Origin of the sequence: Pseudomonas sp. Sample_23 (genome assembly GCF_004307595.1) — a bacterium.
GTDB classification, from domain to species: Bacteria; Pseudomonadota; Gammaproteobacteria; order Pseudomonadales; family Pseudomonadaceae; genus Aquipseudomonas; species Aquipseudomonas atacamensis.
On the sequence record NZ_RCNX01000021.1, the window covers coordinates 57,795 to 82,620 of the forward strand.

Consider the following 24,826-nt stretch of genomic DNA (forward strand, 5'->3'; position numbering starts at 1 on the left):
AAAAACTGTGGTGTAACACCAACCCTGTGGGAGCTGCGGTGCGACGATTCGAGTTGCCAGCGATGGCGGTCTGATGGACAAGGCCTCTTACGGCCACCTCCGGCAAAAAACAAGGAATGTTTCCCGCGCCACGCAGTCGGAGTTCAGGTACTACTCATCTGAAAGAGGTTCACCGATGAACAGCAAAACCCTAATCGCCAGCCTGGCCCTTGTTGCGGGCATTGCCGGGATCACGCCCATTGTTCAAGCGGCGCAAACCTCCAGCGAACCCGCCGTGCAATCGCCGACCAGCGACCGCCAGCTGAAGGTCAACGACCGCGCGCCAGAAATGTACCAGCGCGACGACAAGGCTTTGAAGAACTGGAAAGCCAAAGGTCTGAAAGCGCCGATCGACCAGGCGCAGTGGGTACAGATCAATGACAAGTACGTGATGGTGATGATCACCAACGGCACGATTGTCGAGATGCAGCCGGTCGAGAAATAGCTTGATCGCGGGGGAGAGCGTTTACACAAGCTCTCCCTTGTCCCACAGACTCACTAATTCCCCAGGCGCCCGATCCTCCGGCACCTTCAACACCATTTCCCCGGACTGATAGCGCACTTCAATCTGGTAGAAGCGCTGATCCCCACGGCCCGATTCGGTGCTATCGAGTGGCAGGCAACCCTCAAGCACCGAGCAGATCCTTGAACGCTGACTGATATCGCACTGGGCAAATTCGATTTCCCGTGGGCGGCTCAGGCTGTGAATCGCTGCAACGCCACCCTGGCGAGATACGCGCAAAACGGAATCTTTATCCAGCTCGGGTAGCGTTTTCATACGGTCTCCTCGGATTATTCGATACCGACCTGTGCCCAGGCTTGCTGCACTGCGTCGGCTGCTTCGGCGCCGAAGCGCTCGCCGGCGTGGTTGATCGTCAGTTTTGCGAACGCGTCGAACGTTGCGTCCTGTTTCAAACGATCATCACACAGTGTGTCGTACCAGATGCGTCCGGCTTTTTCCCAGGCGAAGCCGCCAAACGCTCGGGCTGCCAGGTAAAACGCGCGGTTGGGAATGCCGGAGTTGATGTGTACGCCGCCATTGTCTTCGCTGGTGATGACGAACTTGCGCATGTGATCCGGTTGCGGATCCTTGCCCAGCATCGGGTCGTCGTATGCCGTGCCGGGGTGCGACATCGAGCGCAGGCCCTTGCCTTGAATCTGTGGCATCAGCAGGTCGGCGCCGATCAACCAGTCTGCCTGTTCGGCGGTCTCGCCGAGGGTGTACTGCTTGGTCAACACGCCGAATACGTCCGAGAGCGATTCGTTCAGCGCGCCGGACTGGTTGGCATAAATCAGCCCGGCTTCGCTTTCGGTGACGCCATGGGCCAGTTCATGGCCGATGACGTCGAGCGAACGGGTGAAGCGCTGGAAGATCTCGCCATCGCCGTCACCGAAGACCATCTGCGCGCCATTCCAGAATGCGTTTTCGTAGGCTTGCCCGTAATGCACGCTGCCGATCAGCGCGAATCCCTGATTATCGATCGAGTCGCGACCGAGCACCTTCCAGAAGAAATCATAGCTGGCGCCCAGCGCATCGTAAGCCTCGTCGACTGCCGGATCCCCCGATGCCGGCTGGCCCTCGAGACGCACCGGCATGCCCGGCAAGAGCATTTTGTTCTGCGCATCATGCACGCTGCGCCGCGCCAGGCCAGGCTTGCTCGCCTCCGGCAGAATCGCCCGCGCTGGCGGCTGCGAAGGACGGCCGGGGTTGGGCAGCAGGCTGCGCACATGATTGAGCGTCTGCATCGCGGCGTTGCGCTGCGGCTCGGAACCGTGGGCAATGATGCGGTTGAGAATGTAGGGCGGGATGAAACTGCGCAGCAATCGAGAGTCGGTCATCTAAGCATCCTTGTCGTCATACGATGTCGATACACATGTGAGCGGCAAGGCGTGTTTTCGGTTCCATGGATTGCCATCGACGCCGGATTCTGCGAAAAACGCCGCCTGCGAACACCTCAAGAGCCAACGACATGACAGACGAACTGCAAATCATCGACCTGCAAGCGGGCAACGGCAAAGCCGCGGTGAAAGGCGCGCTGATCACCACCCAATACACCGGCTGGCTGGAAGACGGCACTGAATTCGATTCGTCCTGGAGCCGGGGCAAACCGTTTCAGTGCGTAATCGGCACTGGGCGCGTGATCAAAGGCTGGGATCAGGGCCTGATGGGCATGCAGGTCGGCGGCAAACGCAAATTGCTGGTACCGGCGCATCTGGGATACGGCGAGCGGACCATGGGCAAGATCCCGCCGAATTCGAATCTGGTGTTTGAGATTGAGTTGCTGGAGGTTTTGACGCGGGAGGATTGAGGTCTGACGTGCGTCTGGATGAAGCAACCCTCATCCAGACGCTTGCAACTTCGGATGCTCAGGTGAACATCTCTATATCGTCAATCGTGTCCTCAATGACGCCCTGCAACGAGGGCATCCGACGCCTTACGTTTTCGAGCGCCGGCAAAACGGTTTCGGTATTCAGTCTTCCATGTCGACGAGCGATATGGCTCAGGGCGGTGGTGGCAGAGGCAGCGATCGCTTCGGTTTCGCTGGAGAGATATTGGAGGCAGAAAGACTGGGCCCACATTGGGTCTTCCTCGCTCATACCGATGGATACTAATCCTGCTGCCATATTTTCGGCGACACCACTTGCAATAAGTCTCATCGCCACGTCGCGGGAAATAGATGAATCTTGATAGATGAGGCTCATCGTCGACGCTAGCCCCTGACGCCGATGAATAAGTCCAGCTCCTTCGGCAATTGCTCTCCAAGTATTTCGCTGATTCGTTGAGTTTGGTCCGCAGTCAGCAGCCATTCTCCGTCGGGACTTAGACTGAGTTCTGGCCAGCCCATTACGGCCAATATCCGACGCTCAGATTTCGAGTGGACCGTCAGCTCGAATTTCAGCGTATCGTCCTCGCTTTCGTCTGGTAAAAAACCACTAATCCATAAATACATATTTTTATTCCTCTTCACTTTGGAGTCCATCGCTCGGGATCGGCAGGATCGATTTGCTCGCCCGTTTCGTGATTAAACTCACCTAGATGTTTGCCTTGCTTGTTATAGAGTTCTATAGCCCCTGTTTTGCTATCCCATTCATAGATTCGACCTTTCTTGTCTTTCCATCTGCTGCGCTTGCCGCCACCACCTTGAACACTGCTTTTGGATTTGACGGGATAGGTATCCGGGAATGCTGGGAGAGTTACGGGAGGCCGGTGATATTTGATGTCACCGCCAAGAGTAGGTCTTGAAAGCACAACGTATAGAGGCTGTACTCCAGAGTCCGCCGGAAAGACCAGAATAAAGTCCTGGTATTCAGGCGGGTAAACCGGATTGACGATGATTTTGTCCGCCTGCTCGGTCGGCGGGTATATCCAGATGTGTGGAACCTGCGGCGCACCCTCCAACGGCGGAATTGCCGATCCGCGTGATGAGTCTACAGAGGGAGTCCAGAGTAGGGTTGACCCATTACCAAAATCTGCGACGTGCGAGGCGCCTTGCTTGACGAACTGCACGACTGGAATCATTTCCCAGTCGCTGCGCGTTTGAGTGTTGTATCCGTATCCTTTCAACGTCCCATCGGGCTGCTGTTCCACATGCAATCGAACCCGAGTCCGAGCTGTCTCGAGCGACTGTAGTTGCTCTTCTGTGTAGAGAGCACTATCGGCGAGACTCGATGGCCACAGCAGCGCAACCAACCCAAGCAACCCGCCTGCGACGACACCGCCGGTGGCCAGGCTTGTGGTACTTGCGGCGGCAGTGCTGGTGCTCAGACTGCCAGAGCTGCCGAGAGCAAAAGCTCCGATCGACGCTTGCAAACTGGTCGCGCCAATTGTCTTGAGTGCGATATTCCCGGCCGAGTCGCGTTCATGCCCCGCTAGCAAGGACAGCGTTCCATAATCCGAAATTTTCCCAACCGGTATAAATCCAGATGGATTGGCATCATTGATGACGCCGTTCGGCAGCTTGCAACTTTTCACGAAAACACAGCCGCTTATATTTTGCTCTTCATGTATGACCTGGTGGCCAAGTCGATCTTCGTGGGCCTGCTGCCGAGCCAGAATGTCTTCATAAGCGCCTTGTGCGGCCTCGCGCGCAGCAAGTTCGCTGGCAGTCATGTAGCGCTGGTGATGTGGTGTCCGTCTCCCTCTGGCGGGTTCTGGACCCGGGGGATGTCTTTCTTGCGAGCCATGAGCGTCCTTGTCCGCTGTTAAAAACGAAGTGGACGCTAAAGCAACGAAGGAGTGATGGATGTAGGACGCGTCTGAAAGTGTTGCAGTTGTTACAACTGCAAAAAGATCAAATCCATGACCAGACAGGTCAACAAATCGCCTTACCCGACCGCCCAAACCGCTCCCGATAAACCGACGGCGGTACGCCCACCACGCTGCGGAACGCCACACGAAAGCTCTCCACCGAGCGATAGCCGCAGCGCTGGGCGATCTGCTCGGTGTGTTGATGGGTGCTCTCGAGCAGCTCCCGCGCTCGCGCCAGGCGTTCATGTTGCAGCCAGGCCTTGGGCGTTTGCCCGCTGGCTTCGGTGAAACGCCGTAGAAAGGTGCGCTCGCTCATCGCCGCTTCACTGGCCAGATCGCGGACTTCCAGTGGTTCGTGCAGGCGTTCGCGGGCCCATTGCATGATGCGCGACAGGTCGCTGCGGGGTGTCGGGCTGACCGGGGTGGGGATGAATTGGGCCTGGCCGCCGGTGCGTTGTGGCGACATGACCAATCGCCGCGCGACGGCGTTGGCGACCTGCGTGCCGAAGTCGCGGGTTACCAGGTGCAGGCAGGCGTCGATGCCGGCGGCGCTGCCGGCGGAGGTGATCAGTTGACCGGCGTCGACGTAGAGCACGTCCGGATCGACCTCGATCGCCGGGAAGCGTTGCGCCAGTTCACCTGTGTAGCGCCAGTGCGTGGTGGCGCGGTGGCCGTCGAGCAGGCCGCTGGCGGCGAGCACGAACACGCCCGAGCAGATCGACACCAACCGCGCGCCTCGGTCATGGGCCTGACGCAACGCGTCGATCAGCGCAGGCGGTACCGGGGCGTTGCGGTCGCGCCAGCCCGGAATGACGATGGTGCGCGCTGCGGCGAGCAGTTCCAGGCCACCATCGGCCAGCACCTGAATCCCGCCCATGGCGCGCATCGGGCCTTGATCGACTGCCGCTATCGCGTGTTCGTACCAAGGGAAATCGAACTCTGGCCGGGCCAGGCCGAAGATCTCGACGGCAATGCCGAACTCGAATGTGCAGAGGCCGTCGTAGGCCAGAATGGCAACCAGATTGGGGTGAGTGGGCATTTGGCGGAAATCTCCCGGTCGGTGTCTTGCGCGCCACTGTAGCGGCAAGCGCCGTCTCGATAAAGTCTGTTCATCCCCCACAGACAAAGGAGCAACACAGCATGACCAGCCTGGTTCGCGAAATTCCCGCCGCCCCTTCGGCGATTGCCCTGATGCATTTCAGCAATCGTCTGACCTTCGAAACCGATTGTTCCGACGTGTTCAGTAGCCAAGAGGCCGGGGAGGTCGATTTTGTTCTGGTGGATGTGCGCGGCCCATTGGCGTTCGAGCGCGGCCATGTGCCCGGCGCGATCAATATCCCGACCCGCTTGCTCACGGCGGAGCGCTTGGCCGATTACCCGAAACACACTTTGTTCGTGGTCTATTGCGCCGGGCCGCATTGCAACGGCGCGAACAAGGCGGCGGTGAAGCTGGCGGCATTGGGCTATCCGGTCAAGGAGATGATCGGCGGTGTCACCGGATGGCTCGATGAGGGTTTCGAATTGAACGCGGTTTCAGCAGCCAACACCGCGATCAGCTGCGCCTGCTGACGCTTCGATCTCGCCGCCATGGGCCCTCCGCATCTCGTGTCGGGACATAGAGAGTCCCAAACAAAAAAACGCATATTTCTGACCTGAAAAGGGCAGTGTCCTACAGCCTTCGCACCACCACGGCGCACGCGTTGACCCTCGTCAATGCGTGCGCCGATGTTCTGTAAGTAATTGTCGCTTAAAAACAATTGCCTCCGTGCGCGCCGCCATAGACTGCCGGCCACGTCGGTTTTTGCCGTTAGAACGCCATGACCGAACGCTGACTCGAAAGCTGCCAATAAAAGCCTCCGCACGGGAGTAATAAATGAAAAAGCTAGTGATGTTCGGTGCCCTGGCACTGTCGATGTTGTCCCTGACCGCCGTGGCCGAAGACGCCAAGCCGATCCGCATCGGTATCGAAGCCGGGTACCCGCCATTCTCGATGAAAACCCCTGACGGCAAACTCACTGGTTTTGACGTGGACATCGGTGACGCACTGTGCGCGCAGATGAAGGTTAAATGCACGTGGGTCGAGCAAGAGTTCGATGGCCTGATCCCGGCGCTGAAAGTGAAGAAGATCGACGCGATCCTGTCGTCGATGACCATCACTGACGATCGCAAGAAAAACGTCGATTTCACCATCAAGTACTACCACACCCCGGCACGTTTCGTGATGAAGGAAGGCTCGGGCGTGAAAGACCCGCTGACCGAACTCAAAGGCAAGAAAGTCGGCGTGCTGCGCGCCAGTACTCACGACCGTTACGCGACCGAAGTGCTGGTTCCGGCCGGGATCGAACTGGTGCGCTACGGCTCGCAGCAGGAAGCCAACCTCGACATGGTGTCCGGGCGTATCGACGCGATGCTGGCCGACTCGGTCAACCTCAGCGACGGTTTCCTGAAAACCGACGCCGGCAAAGGCTTCGAATTCGTCGGTCCGACCTACGAAGACGCCAAGTACTTCGGCGGCGGCGCTGGCATTGCCGTGCGCAAGGGCGATACCGCACTGGCTGAGCAATTCAACAAAGCCATCACCGAAATCCGCGCCAATGGCGAGTACAAGAAAGTCCAGGACAAGTACTTCGACTTTGACGTATACGGCCATTAATACGCCGTGAAAAAAAAGTGGCCCCGTTTGCGCGGTGGCCACTTTTTTTATGTTCTTTTATTGATGGAAATTCTCTGTGGGAGCGAGCCTGCTCGCGAAAGCGGTCTGACATTCGACATCGTCATCGTCTGACCTGACGCATTCGCGAGCAGGCTCGCTCCCACAGGGATTTGCATAACCCAGCTATTAAGGAGTTTTCCATGCAACGCATCGACCACGTTCTGCCCTGGAGCCACTTGGGCAGCGAGCGCTCCCTCAGCGTTTTTCGCTACGGCGCCGGCAGCCGCAAGGTGTATATCCAGGCCAGCCTGCACGCCGATGAACTGCCGGGCATGCGCACCGCGTGGGAACTCAAGCTGCGCTTGAACGAACTGGAACGGCAGGGCCGTTTGCAGGGCGTTATCGAACTGGTGCCGGTGGCCAATCCGATCGGCCTGGATCAGCATTTGCAAGGCAATCACATGGGCCGCTTCGAGTTGGGCAGCGGCAAGAATTTCAACCGCGCATTCGTCGAACTCAGCGCCCCGGTCGCAGCGCTGGTGGGCGAGCGTCTGGGCGCGGATGCCGAGGCCAACGTCGCCCTGATCCGCCAGGCCATGGCTCAGGTCTTCGAAGAATTGCCGGCGCCGGCCTCGCAACTGGAAGCCTTGCACCGCTTGTTGCTGCGCCACGCCTGCGACGCCGACATCACCCTCGATCTGCATTGCGACTTCGACGCTGCGATTCACCTCTACGCGCTGCCGCAACACTGGCCGCAATGGCAATCGCTGGCGGCGCGGCTGAAGGCGGGTGTGGCATTGCTCTGCGAGGACTCCGGCGGCAGCTCGTTCGATGAGTCGTGCTCGACGCCGTGGCTGCGTCTGGCCAAAGCGTTCCCGAACGCGGCGATTCCGGCGGCGAATCTGGCGACGACGCTGGAGCTGGGCAGTATGGGCGACACCCGCGTCGATCAGGCTCAGGCCAATTGCGAAGCGATCCTCGGTTTTCTCGCCGAGCAGGGTTTCATCAGCGGCGAATGGCCGGCGGCGCCGAGCGAATGTTGTGAAGGTCTGCCGTTCGAAGGCACCGAATACCTGTTCGCCCCGCACCACGGCGTGGTCAGTTTCTTGCGCAATGCCGGCGAGTGGGTAGAGCAGGGCGATGCGCTGTTCGAGGTCGTTGACCCGTTGCAGGATCGCGTGACCACCGTGCGCGCCGGCACCAGCGGGGTGCTGTTCGCGATTGATCGCGGGCGCTATACCGAGCCGGGGATCTGGCAGGCGAAAGTGGCGGGGCGGGTGCCGTTTCGTACCGGCAAGCTGACGAACGACTGACAGGTTGCGGTGAAGGTGCGGGCCTCTTCGCGAGCAGGCTCGCTCCCACAGGGGGAACGCATTTTAACGGTGGGAGCGAGCCTGCTCGCGAAAGGGCCATCAGCCACTCCACAAAATTTGGATCCTCAGCCGAGAATGTTAGGCTCCCCGCGAACCCGACACTCTGTGAAGGAACGCTGCAATGCTCAAATTGTTCGCCCTGCTGACCCTGCTCGCATCCACCGCCGTCCACGCGCAAACCACCCTGCAATCCGACCTGCCGCTCAAATACCTCGAACAGGTCCACGCCGACGCTGAACCACGTCCGCTGGTGATCTTCCTGCACGGTTACGGCAGTAACGAGGCCGATCTGATCGGCATGAAATTTCAGCTGCCGGCGCAGTACAACTACCTGTCGGTGCGCGCACCGATGACGTTGGGTGAAGGACGTTTCCAGTGGTTTCGCAAGAAGGGTGAAGGCGCCTACAACGGCGAGACCGATGATCTGAAGGTCAGCGGCCAGAAGCTGCGCGACTTTATCGCCCAGGCGGCGAAGAAATATCACGCCGCGCCGGACAAGGTGTACCTGATCGGCTTCAGCCAGGGCGCGATGATGAGTTACGAAGTGGGCCTGCGCGCGCCAGCGGTCGTGGGCGGGTTTGCCGCGTTGAGCGGGCGCTTGTTGCCGGTGCTCAAAGCCGAACTCAAGCCCGGTCAAGCGTCACTGCCGCTGAGCATTTTCATCGGCCACGGCACCGCTGATGATCCGGTGCCTTACCGTCACGGCACCGAGGCCAACGCGCTATTGCACAAGCTCGATTACCAGCCCGAATTTCACGCGTATCCGGGCGTCGGCCACAGCATCAGTGCGGCCGAATTGCGCGATTTGAACGGCTGGTTGCAGCGGCTCAATCCTTGACGATGGCTTTGACCAAGGCATCGTGACCCTTCTTGTCACTGGCGCGGGAAATCACCTGCACCAGCGCCATCTTCGTCCCCGAGCCGGCCAGCAATGTGGTGTTCAGCGTCTGGCCACCGCCCTGGGTGGCGGTGCTGTCAACCTGACGCAGACCCAGGCCGGTACCTTTCTGGGTCAGGCTTTTCTCGCTGAGTTTATTGAAGTCCGGCAGGGCCTTGCGCTGATCGTCGATGAAACTCGACACGCTGCCGTCAAGAAACTCACCGTCGTTGTCCTTGACGTTCTGGCCTGCGGGGATCTGGTTTTCGGCGGCGATGACCACGGTCTTGGTGGTCTGGTTAGTGTACATCGTGCCCTTGGCCCCGCTCGGGCTGGTGGGCAGCGGGTCAGCGACAAAGCCTTTGGGCAGGACGAAGGCGAATTTGCCGTCGAGCAGCGTAACCTTCTCGGTTTTGACCTTTTCCTTGGCGGCGTGCGCGTTGATCGCGGCGAAACCGGCGACGGCCGCCAGCATCAGGACGAGGGTTTTTTTGCTCAACAATGACATGTGAATCTCCGGTGAATGGTCGCGCGAGGCGGGCGATCATCCCACGGAGCGTGCCGGGCGTTCCAGCGCGATTCGTCCGGGCGGTTATTGCGCTTGCGCCTTGGCCACTGGCCGCGCCAGCAGACGCCGGGTCACCCCGAGCATGGCCACCGACACTGCCACGCCTACGACAAAACCGCTGAGGCCCATGGTCGGCAGCGTCAAGGCCGACACCAGGCAGAACGCCGAAAACGAATACATGCCGGTCGCCGTTGCGCGCAATAACGCAGCGGTAAACGCCGGGCCGCGAGTTTGTTGCGAGAACACTGCCATGACGCTGCCGAGCACCGGGAACACCGCGAGCAGGCCGCTCCAGCGTTCGCCGACGGTGCTTGCCAGCATCGTCACCACCAGCGTCAGCGCCGCACCGGCGATCATCCGCCAGATCAGTTTGTCCGACTTCGGTGCTGGCCCGTTCAACACCGGCTGCACTTCGGGGAACAGATAAGGCGAAGCGAGCAGTGCCACCGCTGCCGCAATCACCGAGAACGGCAAGGACGCCGGGATCACCGACAACACCGTCGCCAGCGCGGCCCACACCGCCAGTGAAATGGTCAACGCCCACGGCCAGTTCGCCCGCTGCGCCACCTGCGCATAAGTGATGCAGAAAGCGATCATCGCGAACATTGCCGACAGCGCCGCCACCGCCGATTGCGCGGCAAACTGCGGCCCTTGTTCAATCGCCAGAAAGAACAGAATCGGCCCGACCACCACCGGCAATCCTGACAGCCACCCGGCCACGCTCGGCCCCCAACGTTTGCCCGCCAAGGAAATCAGCAGGAGAAAACCGGGAATCAGCAGCAGTTTGAGGATCAGCACGCGGGTGTCTCCATCGGGTCAGGATGAGCCACGTTAGCACTGCCGATTAAAGATTGCTGCCTATGTTCGCAATTTTTGTATACAAAAAATCAGGCGCGAATCCAGCTATGCTTTGATCATCAGAATGCAGCGGAGACGATACGGCGATGAACAGAACACCCAAGCTCGTACGTGGCTGTTGTGGCATCGGTTTATGGGCGCTGTTGCTGACGCCGACATGGGCCAATTGGCAGGACGCTGTGCCAGGGGCGCAAATCATCGGCAGCGGCGATTTCAGCGTGTTCGGCTTCGATGTTTACAGCGCGCGGTTGTGGAGTGCCGCGCGGCCTCTGGCGGACGGCCAGCCGTTTGCACTGGAGCTGATCTACCGGCGCAACATCTCGCGCGACGATCTGGTCAGCACCAGCGTCGATGAGATCAAACGCCTTGCCGGTCCTCGGGTCACTTCGGCGCAATTGGCCGGCTGGCAGGCGCAGATGCAGCAATCCTTTGTCGACGTCCAGGCCGGCACGCGCATAACAGGCGTGTATCTGCCGGGGCAGGGCGCGCGGTTTTTTGTCGGGCAGAAGCTCCAGCATGAGATCGAGGATCCGCAGTTTGCCAAGGCGTTCTTCGATATCTGGCTGGATCCGCGAACACGCAGTCCCGAGTTGCGCGAGCAGTTGCTGGGGGGGAACCCATAGGATCAGCGATCTTTGCGCTTCAAGGCTTCAGGCGAAACGTCTAAGCTGCCGGGCTCCCGTTTTTGTTTCTGGATGTGTGCGTGAAATTCAGTTTGCCCAAAATCGCCACCGCGCCGTTTTGCCCGCCGGAAGTGGCCGGCAGTGTTGCGGTCGATCCGACTGCCACGTTCTTCAAACGTGTGCTGCGCTTCGCCGGCCCCGGTTTGCTGGTGTCGATCGGCTACATGGATCCGGGCAACTGGGCGACCGCGATCGAGGCCGGTTCGCGTTTTGGCTACAGCCTGTTGTTCGTGGTGCTGCTGGCGAGCCTGGCCGGCATGGTGGTGCAGTGCCTGTGCTCGCGGCTGGGCATCGCCACCGGGCGCGATCTGGCGCAGTTGTCCCGCGAGCGCTACAGCACGCGGACCGCGCGCCTGCAATGGCTGCTGGCGGAAATCTCGATCATCGCCACCGACCTCGCCGAAGTGCTTGGCTGCGCTCTCGCGTTTCACTTGCTGCTCGGTTGCTCGCTGACCTTCGGTATCGCTCTGACGGCGTTCGACACGCTGCTGGTGCTGGCCCTGCAGAACCGGGGCTTCCGCCGTCTCGAAGCGATCATGCTGGTGCTGGTCGCGACCATCGGTGTGTGTTTCTTCGTCGAATTGTTGTTGATCAAACCGTACTGGCCAGACGTCGCACTGGGCTTCAAACCTTCGCTGGCGGCCATCGGCGATGCGGCGCCGCTGTATCTGGCCATCGGCATCCTCGGCGCCACAGTGATGCCGCATAACCTGTATCTGCACACCTCGATCGTGCAAACGCGGATGATCGGCAAGGACCTGGCGAGCAAGCGGGACGCGGTGAAACTGGCGCGCATCGACACCATCGGTTCCCTGGCCCTGGCGCTGCTGGTCAACGCGGCGATCCTGATTCTCGCAGCGGCGGCGTTTCACCAGTCCGGGCACACCGATGTGGTCGACATTCAGGACGCCTATCACCTGCTCGACCCACTGGTGGGCGGTGCGCTGGCCAGTGTGCTGTTCGGCGTGGCACTGCTCGCGTCGGGGCAAAGTTCGACCTTCACCGGGACCATCGCCGGGCAGGTCATCATGGAAGGCTATCTGAACCTGCGCATCCCGTGCTGGCAGCGGCGTTTGATCACCCGCGGGCTGGCGCTGATTCCGGCGTTCATCGGCGTATGGCTGCTCGGTGACGGCGCAATCGGCAAGCTGCTGGTGTTGAGCCAGGTGGTGCTCAGCCTGCAACTGCCGTTCGCCTTGTACCCGCTGATCCGCATGACCAACGATCGGCAATTGATGGGGCCGTTCGTCAATCGCTGGCCCACGCGGGTGCTGGCCTGGGGGCTGTTTGTGTTGATCAGCGGGGCGAACAGTTGGTTGATATTGCAGTGGGCTGTTTGATCACTGTGTTGCGGTGACTGGCAGGGCCTATTCGCGAGCAGGCTCGCTCCCACTGGTTGCGCGGTTGGCCGCAATTCAGATGGCCAGCCGACGAGGGGTCATCCATCAACTTGTTTCGCGGCGGGCGAGCCTATACTGTATATGCACACAGTAAAGAGCCCGCGCCATGCAAATCATCGACAAGCTGAGCATCCTCGCCGACGCCGCCAAGTACGACGCCTCCTGCGCCAGCAGCGGTGCGCCCAAGCGCAGCTCCGAGGGCAAGAGCGGGCTCGGTTCGACGGACGGCATGGGCATTTGCCACAGCTACACGCCGGACGGGCGCTGTGTGTCGTTGCTGAAAATCCTGCTGACCAACTTCTGTCTTTACGATTGCCAGTACTGCGTCAACCGCCGTTCCAGTGATGTGCCGCGTGCGCGCTTCACCCCGGAAGAAGTCGTGACGCTGACCATGGATTTCTACCGCCGCAACTGTGTCAGCGGGCTGTTTCTCAGCTCCGGGATCATTCGCTCGGCGGACTACACCATGGAGCAACTGGTGCGCGTGGCGAAGTTGCTCCGTGAAGAGCACGAATTTCGCGGCTACATCCATTTGAAGACCATTCCGGAAGCCGATCCGGCCTTGATCGAGGAGGCAGGGCGTTACGCCGACCGCCTCAGCGTCAACATCGAACTGCCCACCGACGCCAGCCTGCAGACACTGGCGCCGGAGAAGGACATCACCTCGATCAAGCAAGCGATGAACACCATCTACACCGGCGTGCAAACAGTGTTGAACGAGCCGCGCTCGGCAAAATTCGCCCCGGCCGGGCAGAGCACGCAACTGATCGTCGGTGCCGATGACACCGACGACAGCACCATCCTCCACAGCGCTCAATCCCTGTATGGCAACTTCCGTTTGCGCCGGGTCTATTACTCGGCATTCAGCCCGATCCCCGACAGCCCGAAAAGCGTACCGCTCGCCGCGCCACCGCTGATGCGCGAGCACCGTTTGTATCAGGCTGATTTCCTCCTGCGCAGCTACGGCTACAGCGCTGACGAATTGCTCAAAGGCCCGGGCAATCTGGCGCTCGATATCGACCCGAAGCTAGCCTGGGCGCTGGAAAATCGCGAAGTGTTCCCGCTCGACCTCAACCGTGCCGACGCAACGTTGATCGCACGCATCCCGGGCATCGGCTTGCGCACCACCGAGCGCCTGGTCGAGTTGCGCCGTCAGCGCCGCATCCGTTACGAAGACGTGGCACGGATGCGCTGTGTGCTGGCCAAGGCCAAGCCGTTCATCATCACCAGCGATTACCACCCGCAACAGGCGGAAGTCACCAGCCACATGCTCTACCAGCAATTGCGCGACCGGCCGATGCCGCAGCAGATGGGGTTGTGGGGATGATCAGTCTCGATTGTGACGATCTGTTCGACACCTGGCGCCAGCAGGCGCGCTGGTTGCTCAGCCATGAGATCGATCCGAGTCTGGTGAGCTGGGCGGCGGAAGGCGTTGGCGATCTGTTTGCCAGCGATGATCACATGCCCGAAGGGCAGGGGCCGTTTCAGGCGCGTATTCCCCGTGCGCTGCTCGCCACCCTCGAACAAGCGGCGCGCTATCGCGGCGAACAGCGCTGGAGCCTGTTGTATGAAGTGCTCTGGCGCGTCAGTCACGGCGACCGCACGGCGATGATGGCCGGCGACAAGCTCGGCAGCGAATTGCAGCGCCGTATCAAGCAGGTCAGCCGCGAGGCCCATCATCTGCATGCGTTTGTGCGTTTCATCGAGCGGCCCAAGGATCTGCCTGGTCCACAATACGTGGCGTGGCACGAACCGGCGCATGACATCCTGCACAGCGCCAGCGAGCACTTTATCGGTCGCATGGGCCAGCATCGCTGGTTGATCGCCACACCGCGCGATGGTGTGTACTACGACGGTGAGCAGTTGATTCACGAGCGGCAATGCCCGATTGAATGGCAGCAACTGGCACAGAACGTCGATGACCCCCACGGCGATTTGTGGTTGACCTACTACAGCCACATCTTCAACCCGGCACGGTTGAACCCGAAGGTCATGCAAGGGCATCTGCCGGTGCGGTTCTGGAAGAATCTGCCGGAGGGCGAGTTGATACCGGGATTGATCACCCAGGCGCGGATGGGCAAGCAGCAGAATGGGCAGGCGAGTGGGATTGCTGATCGACTTGGTAAACGGATTGCCTTGAAGAGCGAAAAGCCTACCCTCACCCCAGCCCTCTCCCGGAGGGAGAGGGAGCCGACCGAGGTGTTCTTGCGAACTCCATCGACCTGAATGGCCGAGGCGAACGCGATTTTTGAAAAGCGCACAAGTCGGCTCCCTTTCCCCCTCGCCCCCTTGGGGGCGGTCCGACGTTTCGGGAGGGCTGGGGTGAGGGGGTGACGTTCTTCAATACGACACCAGAGCCCAGCCCTACAAAAAAGCCCCCCACCAATCACTCGGTGGAGGGCTTTTGAGCATCAGCAGTCGTCAGATCAAACCTTGACGATCCAGCCCGCTGGCGCTTCGATGTCGCCGGTCTGCACGCCAGTCAGCTCTTTGTAGAGCTGCTGGGTTACCGGGCCTACCTCGGTTTCGCTGTGGAACACATGCAGGTGATCGTTGTAGCTGATGCCACCAATCGGCGTGATCACCGCAGCGGTACCGCAGGCACCGGCTTCCTTGAAGTCCGACAGCTTGTCGATCAGCACGTCGCCTTCAACCACGTCCAGGCCCAGACGCGATTTCGCCAGTTCGATCAGCGACAGGCGGGTGATGCCTGGCAGGACCGATGGCGAGTTCGGGGTGACGAACTTGTTGTCGTGGGTGATCCCGAAGAAGTTGGCCGAACCGACTTCCTCGATCTTGGTGTGGGTCATCGGATCGAGGTAGATCGCGTCGGCGAAGTTGGCTTTCTTGGCTTTCGAGCCCGGCATCAGGCTGGCGGCGTAGTTGCCACCGACCTTGGCCGCACCGGTGCCTTGCGGGGCCGCGCGGTCGTAGCTGGAGATCTGGAAGTTGTGCGGGGTCAGGCCGCCCTTGAAGTAGGCGCCGACCGGGATGCAGAAGATCGAAAAGATGAACTCGGGCGCGGTGCGCACGCCGATGTTGTCACCGACGCCGATCACGAACGGGCGCAGGTACAGCGCGCCGCCGGTGCCGTACGGCGGGATGAAACGCTCGTTGGCGCGAACCACGGCTTTGCAGGCTTCGATGAACTGCTCGGTGTCGACCGTCGGCATCAGCAGACGCGCGCAGCTGCGCTGCATGCGCAGGGCGTTCTGGTCCGGGCGGAACAGGTTGATCGAGCCGTCCTTGCAGCGATAGGCCTTCATGCCTTCGAAGCACTGCTGACCGTAGTGAAGGGCAGTGGAGCCTTCGCTGATGTGCAGGACGTTATCTTCGGTCAGGGTGCCTTTGTCCCACTCGCCATCGCGAAAGTACGACAGATAGCGCTTGTCGGTCTTGATGTAGTCAAAACCCAGCTTGTCCCAATTGATGCTTTCGTTACCCATGACACCCTCTATCACTGAACAACCGCCGAAACGGTTCAAGGCTTCTGACGTTTTTTTGGATGGGCACAACAATACTTCATTCTTGAGCGGTTTCGCAGCCGGAATTCGCTCCGCTGATCCTTCCCTCGACTGATCGTTCCCACGCTCTGCGTGGGAATGCCTCATCGGACGCTCCGCGTTCGGCTGTTGGGACGCAGAGCGTCCCGGGCTGCATTCCCACGCGGAGCGTGGGAACGATCAATTTGACGGATTTACAGATGCAGCGCATGCCCCAGCGCCCGCAACGCCGCTTCCTGCACCGCTTCGCCCAAGGTTGGGTGCGCATGGATGGTGCCGCCGATGTCTTCCAGGCGCGCGCCCATTTCCAGGCTCTGCGCGAATGCCGTCGACAATTCGGAAACACCGACTCCCACCGCTTGCCAGCCGATAATCAAATGATTGTCGCGACGTGCGACCACGCGGACGAAGCCGCTTTTCGATTCCAGGGTCATTGCGCGGCCGTTGGCGGCGAACGGGAAGCTTGCAACGATGCAGTCCAGCCCCGCAGCCTTGGCCTCGTCCGGAGTTTTGCCGACCACCACCAGTTCCGGGTCGGTAAAGCACACGGCGGCGATGGCGGTCGGGTTGAATTCGCGGCGCTTGCCACTGATCAGCTCGGCAACCATTTCGCCCTGAGCCATGGCGCGGTGGGCCAGCATCGGTTCGCCGCTCACGTCGCCAATGGCGTAGACGTTGCGCATGCTGGTCTGGCAACCGCTGTCGATCCTGATAGCCGAACCGTTCATGTCCAGATTCAACGCTTCGAGATTGAAGCCCTGCGTATTGGGTTTGCGTCCGACCGCGACCAGTACCTGATCGGTTTCCAGATTGAGGGTTTCGCCTTCGGGATCGCGCACCTGCAACGTGCCGTCGAAACCCAGCACGCTGTGCTTGAGGTACAGTTTCACGCCCAGCTGCTTCAGCGCTTCATGTACCGGTTGTGTCAGCTCCGCGTCGTAAGCCGGAAGAATTCGATCCTGCGCCTCGACCACGCTGACTTCGGCGCCGAGCTTGCGATAGGCGATGCCCAGCTCCAGGCCGATGTAACCACCGCCGACCACGACCAGGCGTTTCGGCACAGACGTCGGCGCCAGCGCTTCGGTGGAGGAGATGATTGGCCCGCCAATCGGCAGGATCGGCAGGTTGACGCTGGTCGAGCCGGTGGCCAGCACCAGATGTTCGCACTGGATGCGCGTATCGCCGACTTCCACGGTTTTGCCGTCGATGATTTTCGCCCAGCCGTTGATGACCTGAACCTTGTTTTTCTTCAGCAGCGCGGCGACGCCAGTGGTCAGGCGATCAACGATGCCGTCCTTCCACTCCACACTTTTGCTGATATCCAGGGTCGGCGCGGCAACGCTGATGCCGAGCGCCGAATGCTGGCTGTGATGCTGCGTCTGATGAAACTGCTCAGCCACATGAATCAGCGCTTTCGACGGAATGCAGCCGATATTAAGGCAGGTGCCGCCCAACGATTGGCCTTCGACCAGGATGGTCGGGATGCCCAGTTGCCCGGCGCGGATCGCGGTAACGTAACCGCCGGGGCCGCCGCCGATGATCAGCAGCGTAGTGTTCAGAGATTGCATTCGGGCTTACTCCACAAACAAGGTGGCGGGTTGTTCGAGCAAGCCACGAATGGCCTGAATGAAGAGCGCCGCGTCCATGCCGTCGACCACGCGATGATCGAAGGAGCTGGAGAGGTTCATCATCTTGCGGATCACCACTTGGCCTTTGACCACCATTGGCCGTTCGACGATTTTGTTCACGCCGATAATGGCCACTTCCGGCAGGTTCAGCACCGGCGTGCTGACAATGCCGCCCAGCGCACCGAGGCTGGTGAGCGTAATGGTCGAACCGGACAGCTCATCGCGGCTGGCCTTGCCATTGCGCGCGGCGTTGGCCAAACGCGAAATTTCCGCGGCGCTGTCCCACAGGCTGCGCGCTTCGGCGTGACGCACGACGGGCACCATCAGGCCGACATCGCTTTGCGTGGCGACGCCGACATGCACCGCGCCGAGGCGGGTGATGACTTGCGCTTCGTCGTCGTAACGGGCGTTCATCTGCGGGAAGTCGCGCAGGGCCACCACCAGCGCGCGAACGAGGAACGGCAACAAGGTCAACTTGCCTCGGCTGGCGCCGTGCTTTTCATTCAGGTGCGCGCGCAGTTCTTCGATCGCGGTGACGTCGATTTCTTCGACATAGCTGAAATGCGCTGCGCGCTGCGTGGCGTCCTGCATGCGCTGGGCGATCTTGCGGCGCATGCCGATCACTTGAATCTGTTCTTCGTCGTGGCGCTGGGCATAAGCGGCAGCGGCCGGCGCCGAAGCGTTCGACCGACCTTGCGCCAGATAGGCCTCAAGATCCTCATGCAACACGCGACCGGCCGGGCCGCTGCCGCGCACCAGACGCAATTGAATACCCAGGTCCAGCGCATGTTTGCGCACGGCCGGCGATGCGAGCGGGCGTTCATCCGCTTCGCGAGCAACCATCGGGCCTTGGCAAACGGCAGCCGGACGTGGTGCGGCGGCTGCGGCGGATTTGCTCTCGACAGCGGCTTCAACTTTCGGCGCAACCGGTGCTTCTTTGACGGGCGCGGGTGCGGCCGACTCTTTAAGGTTGCCAGCCCCTTCGACTTCGATGCTGATCAGCACACTGCCAACCGCCATCACTTCACCCGGCTGACCACCGAGGGCAATCACTTTCCCGTGCACCGGCGATGGAATATCGACCATTGCCTTGTCGGTCATTACATCCGCCAGCACCTGATCTTCAACCACCAGATCGCCAACCTTGACGTGCCACTGCGACAGTTCTACTTCTGCGATGCCTTCGCCGATGTCCGGCATCTTGATAACGTGCGTGCCCATTCAGACCTCCATGACCCGTTTCAACGCCGCGCCCACGCGGGACGGCCCTGGGAAATACGCCCACTCCTGCGCGTGCGGGTAGGGAGTGTCCCAACCGGTGACGCGCTCGATCGGCGCTTCCAGGTGATGGAAGCAATGCTCCTGCACCAGCGATACCAGCTCGGCGCCGAAACCGCAGGTGCGGGTGGCTTCGTGAACCACCACGCAGCGGCCGGTTTTCTTCACCGACTTGACGATGGTTTCCAGGTCCAGGGGCCACAGGCTGCGCAGGTCGATGACTTCGGCATCGACGCCGGATTCTTCGGCAGCGACTTGCGAGACGTATACGGTGGTGCCGTAGGTCAGCACGGTCACGTCCTTGCCCGGGCGAGTGATCGCAGCGACGTCCAGCGGCACGGTGTAGTAACCGTCCGGCACCTGGGCTTGCGGGTGTTTCGACCACGGCGTCACCGGGCGGTCGTGATGGCCATCGAACGGGCCGTTGTACAGGCGTTTCGGCTCAAGGAAGATCACCGGGTCATCGTTTTCGATGGAGGCGATCAGCAGGCCTTTGGCGTCGTACGGGTTGGACGGCATCACCGTGCGCAGACCGCAGACCTGAGTGAACATCGCCTCGATGCTCTGGCTGTGGGTCTGGCCGCCGTAGATGCCGCCGCCGCAAGGCATGCGCAGGGTCATCGGTGCGGTGAATTCGCCAGCCGAGCGATAACGCAGGCGCGCCGCTTCGGAGATGATCTGGTCGGAGGCGGGGTAGACGTAGTCGGCGAACTGGATTTCGGCGACCGGCCGCAGTCCGTAAGCGCCCATGCCCACGGCCACGCCGACGATGCCGCTTTCCGAGATCGGCGCGTCGAACACCCGCGAGGTGCCGTACTTGGTCTGCAGGCCTTCGGTGCAGCGGAACACGCCGCCGAAGTAGCCGACGTCCTGACCGAACACGACGACGTTGTCATCACGCTCAAGCATCACATCCATGGCCGAGCGCAGGGCCTGGATCATGGTCATGGTGGTCGTGGTCATGGCGGTTTCCAACTGAATATTGTTGTTGTGATCGTTCATGTCAGATCCCCAACTGCTGACGCTGGCGCTTCAAGTGCTCCGGCATCTCTTTGTAGACGTCTTCGAACATGGTCGCGGCGCTTGGAATCTGGCCACCGGCGAGGGTGCCGTACTGTTCGGCCTGTTTCTGCGCGGCAATCACTTCGGCTTCAAGTTCAGCGCTGACGGCGCTGTGCTCTTCCTCCGACCAGTGGCCGACCTTGATCAGATGCTGTTTCAGACGCGCGATCGGATCGCCGAGCGGGAAGTGGCTCCAGTCATCGGCAGGGCGGTATTTTGATGGGTCGTCGGAGGTCGAGTGCGGGCCGGCGCGGTAGGTGACCCATTCGATCATGGTCGGGCCGAGGTTGCGCCGGGCGCGTTCGGCAGCCCAAGCGGAAGCGGCGTAGACCGCGTAGAAGTCGTTGCCATCGACACGCAGCGAGGCGATGCCGCAACCGACGCCGCGTCCGGCGAAAGTCGTGGCTTCACCGCCGGCGATGGCCTGGAACGTGGAAATCGCCCACTGGTTGTTGACCACGTTGAGGATCACCGGCGCGCGATAAACGTGGGCGAAGGTGAGGGCGGTGTGGAAGTCCGATTCGGCGGTAGCGCCGTCACCGATCCACGCCGAGGCGATTTTCGTATCGCCCTTGATCGCCGAGGCCATGCCCCAGCCGACGCCCTGAATGAATTGGGTGGCGAGGTTGCCGGATATGGTGAAGAAACCGGCGTCCTTGACCGAGTACATGATCGGCAACTGGCGGCCCTTGAGCGGATCGCGCTCGTTGGACAGCAGTTGGCAGATCAGGTCGACCAGCGGCACATCGCGGGCCATCAGGATGCTTTGCTGGCGGTAGGTCGGGAAGCACATGTCGTCGATGTTCAGCGCCAACGCCTGGGCGCTGCCGATGGCTTCTTCGCCGAGGCTCTGCATGTAGAACGACATCTTTTTCTGCCGCTGGGCGACGACCATGCGGTTGTCGTAGATGCGCGTCTTGAGCATCGCGCGCATGCCTTTGCGCAGGATTTCGACCGGCACGTTTTCGGCCCACGGGCCGAGGGCGTTGCCCTGATCGTCGAGCACGCGAATAAGGCCACGGGCGAGGTCGGCGGTGTCGGCAGGTTCTACATCGATGGGAGGTTTGCGCACCGTACCGGCATCGGTCAGATGCAGGTAGGAAAAATCGGTTTTGCAGCCGGGACGGCCCGAGGGTTCAGGGACGTGCAGGCGCAGCGGTTCATACGCTTGGGTCATGGCTTCTACGCTCGATCTTGTGAATTTCTTGTAGTGAGCTGGCAGTCATTCCGGGATGAGGAAATCTTGTCCTACAACAATCATAGGCGTGGCCAAGAAGAATATTTCTCTGTGTTTCGTTGCGCTGGTGACCATTTGCAGATAGAAATTCTGCATAAACATAAAAAACAGGTGGTTTTGTCTCATGCGCAAACTGGACCGTACCGACATCGGCATTCTCAACAGCCTTCAGGAGAACGCGCGCATCACCAACGCCGACCTCGCTCGCTCGGTGAACCTGTCGCCGACGCCGTGCTTCAACCGGGTCAAGGCCATGGAAGAATTGGGCTTGATTCGCGAGCAGGTCACGCTGCTGGATGCCGATCTGCTGGGGCTGCACGTGAACGTGTTCATTCACGTCAGCCTGGAAAAACAGGTAGAGGAGGCGTTGCAGCATTTCGAGGAAGCGATTTCTGATCGGCCTGAGGTGATGGAGTGCTATCTGATGGCGGGTGATCCGGATTATCTGATTCGCGTGCTGGTGCCGAGCATTCAGTCGCTGGAACGCTTCATGATGGATTTTCTGACCAAGGTGCCGGGGGTGGCGAATATTCGTTCGAGCTTTGCGCTGAAGCAGGTGCGTTATAAGACCGCGTTGCCGTTGCCGGCCAATGGGTTGACGTTGGGCAATTGATACGACTGACCTGCAGACGCCGATCGTTCCCACGCGGAGCGTGGGAACGATCAGTTGGCGCTGCTGGAGGCCGCGTTGCCGAACCGTCAGAGTTTGTTGAGCGGGATCTTCAGGTAAACCACGCCATTGTCCTCAGGTGCCGGCAGATTCCCCGCCCGCACGTTCACCTGAATCGCCGGCAGCAGCAACGTCGGCATGCCTAACCCAGCGTCACGTGTCGTGCGCATCTCGACGAACGCCGCTTCATCGATCCCGTCATGCACATGAATATTGCTTTTGCGCTGTTCGCCGACAGTGGTCTGACACTGTGGGGCGCGGCCTTCGGGCGGGTAATCGTGGCAGACGTAAAGCTTCACGCTGGCTGGAAACGCCAGCAGCTTCTGGATCGACTTGAACAATTGCTGCGCATTGCCGCCAGGGAAATCACAGCGCGCGGTGCCGACATCGGGCATGAACAGCGTGTCACCCACCAGGATCTGCTCGCCGTCGATCAGGTACGCCATGTCCGCTGGCGTATGGCCGGGGACGTGCAGCGCGGTAGCCTTGAGGTTGCCGATCATGAACGACTCGTTCGGCGCGAACAGATGATCGAACTGCGAGCCATCGACGCAAAATTCCGGCTCCAGATTGAACAGCGCCTTGAACACATTCTGCACTTTGCTGATCGATTCACCGATGGCGATCTTACCGCCCAGTTCCCGACGCAGGTACGGCGCGGCGGAGAGGTGATCGGCGTGGGCGTGGGTTTCCAGCAGCCATTGCACTTGCAGCCGGTGCGCACGCACGAAAGCGATGATCTTGTCCGCCTGCGCCGTGCCGGTGCGCCCGGCGGCGCCATCGTAGTCAAGCACCGGGTCGACGATCGCGCACTGGCCGCCGTCGGCTTCATAGACCACGTAGCTGTAGGTCGAGGAGGCGGGGTCGAGGAACGCTTCAATCTGGGCGGACATGGCAGAAACCTGTGCTGAGGAATTTCGAGTTGCAACAGTTTATGTAAAAACATAATGTTCGCAGCTTAAGTGACCTTCAAGGCCTCGTGCAAATGCAATCCAGTCTGACCGAATGTGAAGTCGCCCAACTGCGCGCCTCGGCGTCCAAAGCCTGCGCCTTGCTCAAAGCCCTGGCCAATGAGGACCGTCTGTTGATCCTCTGTCAACTGACCCAGGGCGAACGCAACGTCGGCGAGCTGGAAAAAATGACCGGCGTACGCCAGCCGACGCTGTCCCAGCAACTGGGCATCTTGCGCGATGAAGGGCTGGTCGCGACTCGCCGTGAAGGCAAATATATTTTCTACGGCCTGGCCAGTCACGAAGTGATCCAGGTGATGAAAACCCTCTCGGGGCTCTATTGCGGAGCGGTACTCAAGAGCTGGGAACAGCCATAAATGCCAGCCCTAACACTTACTTACCCTGTGGGAGCTGGCTTGCCAGCAATGAGGACTTATCAGCCAACATTTATGTGACTGACACACCGCTATCGCTGGCAAGCCAGCTCCCACAGGTTCTTTGGTTTGACCCGAACAAATCCTTGCGTGCAGCAAAAGGAACAAGCAATGAACGATCAACACTGGGGCCCATCCATCAGTGCGGACATCGTGGTCATCGGCGGCGGCACGGCCGGCATCGGTTTTGTCGCCAGCCTGCTCAAGCGTGACCCGCACCTTCAAGTCACCGTGATCGAACCGAGTTCACAGCACTACTATCAACCGGCGTGGACGCTGGTCGGCGGTGGTGCGTTCGATGTGAAAGACACCGTCAGGCCGATGAGCAAAGTCATGCCGCGGCAGGCGACGTGGATTCAGGCCAGTGTCAGCGCCATCGACCCGCAAAGCCGCCAACTCACCCTCGACGACCAGCGCACCGTCAGCTATCAGAACCTGATCGTCTGCCCCGGCCTGCGCCTGGCCTGGGAGAAAATCGAAGGCTTGCAGGAAAGCCTCGGCCAGCACGGCGTCACCTCCAACTACAGCTATCAGCACGCCCAGTACACCTGGGATCAAGTGCAGAAACTGCGCGACGGCCGGGCGCTGTTCACCCAACCAGCGATGCCGATCAAATGTGCCGGCGCGCCGCAGAAGGCCTTGTATCTGTCTTGCGATTACTGGCGCAAATCCGCCGTGCTGAAAGACATCAATGTCGAATTCAACCTCGCTGGCGCTGCGCTGTTTGGCGTGCCGACCTTTGTGCCGCCGTTGATGAAGTACATCGAACAGTACGACGCGCAACTGGCGTTCAACTCGAATCTGGTCAAGGTCGACGGCCCGGCAAAAACCGCGTGGTTTGACGTCAAGGACGCCGACGGCAATGTCAGCCGGGTCGCGAAAACCTTCGATCTGCTGCACGTCGTGCCGCCACAAGTCGCGCCGGATTTCATCGCACAGAGTCCGCTGGCCGATGCCGGCGGTTGGTGCGAGGTCGATCCGCACAGCCTGCAGCATCCGCGCTATCCAGACGTGTTTGCATTGGGCGATATCTGCGGCACCAGCAACGCGAAAACCGCCGCAGCGGTGCGCAAGCAGGTTGTCGTCGTTGCGCAGAACCTGCTGGCCGCGCGCAAACAACAGCCGCTGCCGCTCAAGTACGACGGCTACGGCTCGTGCCCGCTGACGGTGGAGAAGGGCAAGGTGATCCTCGCCGAGTTCGGCTATGGCGGCAAACTGCTGCCGACTTTCCCGCTGGACCCGACCGTGGCCCGCCGTTCGGCGTGGTGGCTGAAGGCGACGCTGCTGCCGTGGTTCTACTGGCACGGCATGCTCAAGGGCCGCGAGTGGCTGACGCGTCTATCCAGGGTCGACTGAGAAAACCC

At 60.6% G+C, this 24,826-nt stretch carries 25 protein-coding genes and 2 pseudogenes; 13 read left to right on the forward strand and 14 right to left on the reverse strand.

Annotation, left to right across the window (positions count from 1 at the left end):
- Positions 1–175 precede the first annotated feature (175 nt).
- Positions 176–484 carry an RcnB family protein gene (locus tag D8U82_RS04685; RefSeq protein ID WP_130901745.1) on the forward strand — a complete coding sequence of 103 codons (309 nt, stop codon included), beginning with the start codon at positions 176–178 and terminating at the stop codon, positions 482–484.
- A 21-nt stretch (positions 485–505) separates the two neighbouring features.
- Here D8U82_RS04685 and D8U82_RS04690 read toward each other — a convergent pair whose 3' ends face one another.
- Both D8U82_RS04690 and D8U82_RS04695 read right to left on the reverse strand, forming a co-directional pair.
- The gene (locus D8U82_RS04690) at positions 506–817 is read right to left on the reverse strand and encodes a protealysin inhibitor emfourin (RefSeq protein WP_016775216.1); all 312 of its coding nucleotides are present in this window, start codon (positions 815–817) and stop codon (positions 506–508) included.
- 14 nt (positions 818–831) lie between these two features.
- The gene (locus D8U82_RS04695) at positions 832–1,878 is read right to left on the reverse strand and encodes a M4 family metallopeptidase (RefSeq protein WP_016775215.1); all 1,047 of its coding nucleotides are present in this window, start codon (positions 1,876–1,878) and stop codon (positions 832–834) included.
- Between the two features lie 131 nt (positions 1,879–2,009).
- Here D8U82_RS04695 and D8U82_RS04700 point away from each other — a divergent pair, with 131 nt between their 5' ends.
- Entirely contained in the window at positions 2,010–2,348 is a 339-nt protein-coding gene (locus tag D8U82_RS04700; RefSeq protein WP_024013363.1) for an FKBP-type peptidyl-prolyl cis-trans isomerase, read from the forward strand.
- 58 nt (positions 2,349–2,406) lie between these two features.
- Here the strand turns inward: D8U82_RS04700 and D8U82_RS04705 are convergent, their stop codons facing one another.
- The 4 genes and pseudogenes from D8U82_RS04705 to ftrA form a co-directional block, all read right to left on the reverse strand.
- A complete protein-coding gene (locus D8U82_RS04705) occupies positions 2,407–2,742 on the reverse strand; it encodes a hypothetical protein (protein WP_130901746.1) in 336 nt (111 codons plus the stop codon).
- Positions 2,743–2,750: 8 nt separating this feature from the next.
- The gene (locus tag D8U82_RS04710; RefSeq protein ID WP_130901747.1) at positions 2,751–2,990 is read right to left on the reverse strand and encodes a pyocin S6 family toxin immunity protein; all 240 of its coding nucleotides are present in this window, start codon (positions 2,988–2,990) and stop codon (positions 2,751–2,753) included.
- Between the two features lie 14 nt (positions 2,991–3,004).
- Positions 3,005–4,224: pseudogene (locus D8U82_RS04715) on the reverse strand (colicin E3/pyocin S6 family cytotoxin).
- A 128-nt stretch (positions 4,225–4,352) separates the two neighbouring features.
- Positions 4,353–5,327 (reverse strand): transcriptional regulator FtrA, encoded by a 975-nt coding sequence (ftrA, locus tag D8U82_RS04720; RefSeq protein WP_130901748.1) that lies wholly within the window; start codon positions 5,325–5,327, stop codon positions 4,353–4,355.
- Between the two features lie 101 nt (positions 5,328–5,428).
- Here ftrA and D8U82_RS04725 point away from each other — a divergent pair, with 101 nt between their 5' ends.
- The 4 genes from D8U82_RS04725 to D8U82_RS04745 all read left to right on the forward strand — a co-directional run bounded on the left by D8U82_RS04725 (position 5,429) and on the right by D8U82_RS04745 (position 9,152).
- A complete protein-coding gene (locus tag D8U82_RS04725; protein WP_130888711.1) occupies positions 5,429–5,857 on the forward strand; it encodes a rhodanese-like domain-containing protein in 429 nt (142 codons plus the stop codon).
- 304 nt (positions 5,858–6,161) lie between these two features.
- Positions 6,162–6,941: an ABC transporter substrate-binding protein gene (locus D8U82_RS04730; RefSeq protein ID WP_024013359.1), complete on the forward strand. Its 780-nt coding sequence runs from the start codon at positions 6,162–6,164 to the stop codon at positions 6,939–6,941.
- A 200-nt stretch (positions 6,942–7,141) separates the two neighbouring features.
- The gene (locus D8U82_RS04735) at positions 7,142–8,254 is read left to right on the forward strand and encodes a succinylglutamate desuccinylase/aspartoacylase family protein (RefSeq protein WP_073471250.1); all 1,113 of its coding nucleotides are present in this window, start codon (positions 7,142–7,144) and stop codon (positions 8,252–8,254) included.
- A 181-nt stretch (positions 8,255–8,435) separates the two neighbouring features.
- On the forward strand, positions 8,436–9,152 hold the full coding sequence (locus D8U82_RS04745) for a dienelactone hydrolase family protein (RefSeq protein ID WP_130888713.1): 717 nt from the start codon (positions 8,436–8,438) through the stop codon (positions 9,150–9,152).
- Here D8U82_RS04745 and D8U82_RS04750 read toward each other — a convergent pair.
- Positions 9,142–9,699 carry a hypothetical protein gene (locus D8U82_RS04750; RefSeq protein ID WP_130901749.1) on the reverse strand — a complete coding sequence of 186 codons (558 nt, stop codon included), beginning with the start codon at positions 9,697–9,699 and terminating at the stop codon, positions 9,142–9,144. The genes D8U82_RS04745 and D8U82_RS04750 overlap by 11 nt on opposite strands.
- 84 nt (positions 9,700–9,783) lie before the next feature.
- A complete protein-coding gene (locus D8U82_RS04755) occupies positions 9,784–10,557 on the reverse strand; it encodes a hypothetical protein (protein ID WP_016775206.1) in 774 nt (257 codons plus the stop codon).
- Between the two features lie 146 nt (positions 10,558–10,703).
- On the opposite strand from D8U82_RS04755, the gene D8U82_RS04760 reads away from it, so the two are divergent.
- The 4 genes and pseudogenes from D8U82_RS04760 to D8U82_RS04775 all read left to right on the forward strand — a co-directional run.
- A complete protein-coding gene (locus D8U82_RS04760; RefSeq protein ID WP_130901750.1) occupies positions 10,704–11,240 on the forward strand; it encodes a chalcone isomerase family protein in 537 nt (178 codons plus the stop codon).
- An 80-nt stretch (positions 11,241–11,320) separates the two neighbouring features.
- Complete coding sequence (locus D8U82_RS04765) at positions 11,321–12,640, forward strand: Nramp family divalent metal transporter (RefSeq protein ID WP_130901751.1); 1,320 nt, start codon at positions 11,321–11,323, stop codon at positions 12,638–12,640.
- A gap of 166 nt (positions 12,641–12,806) precedes the next feature.
- Positions 12,807–14,027, forward strand: a complete 1,221-nt coding sequence (locus D8U82_RS04770) for a putative DNA modification/repair radical SAM protein (RefSeq protein WP_024013352.1) — start codon at positions 12,807–12,809, stop codon at positions 14,025–14,027.
- Positions 14,024–14,842, forward strand: a pseudogene (locus D8U82_RS04775) (TIGR03915 family putative DNA repair protein); the annotation flags it as partial. The gene D8U82_RS04770 and the pseudogene D8U82_RS04775, both read left to right, overlap by 4 nt.
- 284 nt (positions 14,843–15,126) lie before the next feature.
- Here D8U82_RS04775 and D8U82_RS04780 read toward each other — a convergent pair.
- From D8U82_RS04780 to D8U82_RS04800, 5 genes are all read right to left on the reverse strand, one after another.
- The gene (locus D8U82_RS04780; RefSeq protein ID WP_125927687.1) at positions 15,127–16,146 is read right to left on the reverse strand and encodes a branched-chain amino acid aminotransferase; all 1,020 of its coding nucleotides are present in this window, start codon (positions 16,144–16,146) and stop codon (positions 15,127–15,129) included.
- A 251-nt stretch (positions 16,147–16,397) separates the two neighbouring features.
- Entirely contained in the window at positions 16,398–17,771 is a 1,374-nt protein-coding gene (gene lpdA, locus D8U82_RS04785) for a dihydrolipoyl dehydrogenase (RefSeq protein WP_130888716.1), read from the reverse strand.
- 6 nt (positions 17,772–17,777) lie between these two features.
- Positions 17,778–19,052: a dihydrolipoamide acetyltransferase family protein gene (locus tag D8U82_RS04790; protein WP_130888717.1), complete on the reverse strand. Its 1,275-nt coding sequence runs from the start codon at positions 19,050–19,052 to the stop codon at positions 17,778–17,780.
- The gene (locus D8U82_RS04795; RefSeq protein ID WP_003224000.1) at positions 19,053–20,111 is read right to left on the reverse strand and encodes an alpha-ketoacid dehydrogenase subunit beta; all 1,059 of its coding nucleotides are present in this window, start codon (positions 20,109–20,111) and stop codon (positions 19,053–19,055) included.
- A gap of 1 nt (position 20,112) precedes the next feature.
- A complete protein-coding gene (locus tag D8U82_RS04800) occupies positions 20,113–21,348 on the reverse strand; it encodes a 3-methyl-2-oxobutanoate dehydrogenase (2-methylpropanoyl-transferring) subunit alpha (protein WP_130888718.1) in 1,236 nt (411 codons plus the stop codon).
- 184 nt (positions 21,349–21,532) lie between these two features.
- Here D8U82_RS04800 and bkdR point away from each other — a divergent pair, with 184 nt between their 5' ends.
- Positions 21,533–22,021, forward strand: a complete 489-nt coding sequence (gene bkdR / locus D8U82_RS04805; protein ID WP_016775196.1) for a Bkd operon transcriptional regulator BkdR — start codon at positions 21,533–21,535, stop codon at positions 22,019–22,021.
- 86 nt (positions 22,022–22,107) lie between these two features.
- Here bkdR and D8U82_RS04810 read toward each other — a convergent pair whose 3' ends face one another.
- Positions 22,108–22,971 (reverse strand): MBL fold metallo-hydrolase, encoded by an 864-nt coding sequence (locus tag D8U82_RS04810; protein WP_130901752.1) that lies wholly within the window; start codon positions 22,969–22,971, stop codon positions 22,108–22,110.
- 92 nt (positions 22,972–23,063) lie between these two features.
- Between D8U82_RS04810 and D8U82_RS04815 the strand changes: the two genes are divergently transcribed.
- Together D8U82_RS04815 and D8U82_RS04820 are read left to right on the forward strand one after the other, a co-directional pair.
- Positions 23,064–23,405: a metalloregulator ArsR/SmtB family transcription factor gene (locus D8U82_RS04815; protein ID WP_016775194.1), complete on the forward strand. Its 342-nt coding sequence runs from the start codon at positions 23,064–23,066 to the stop codon at positions 23,403–23,405.
- A 168-nt stretch (positions 23,406–23,573) separates the two neighbouring features.
- On the forward strand, positions 23,574–24,818 hold the full coding sequence (locus D8U82_RS04820) for an FAD/NAD(P)-binding oxidoreductase (protein ID WP_130901753.1): 1,245 nt from the start codon (positions 23,574–23,576) through the stop codon (positions 24,816–24,818).
- Positions 24,819–24,826: the final 8 nt, after the last annotated feature.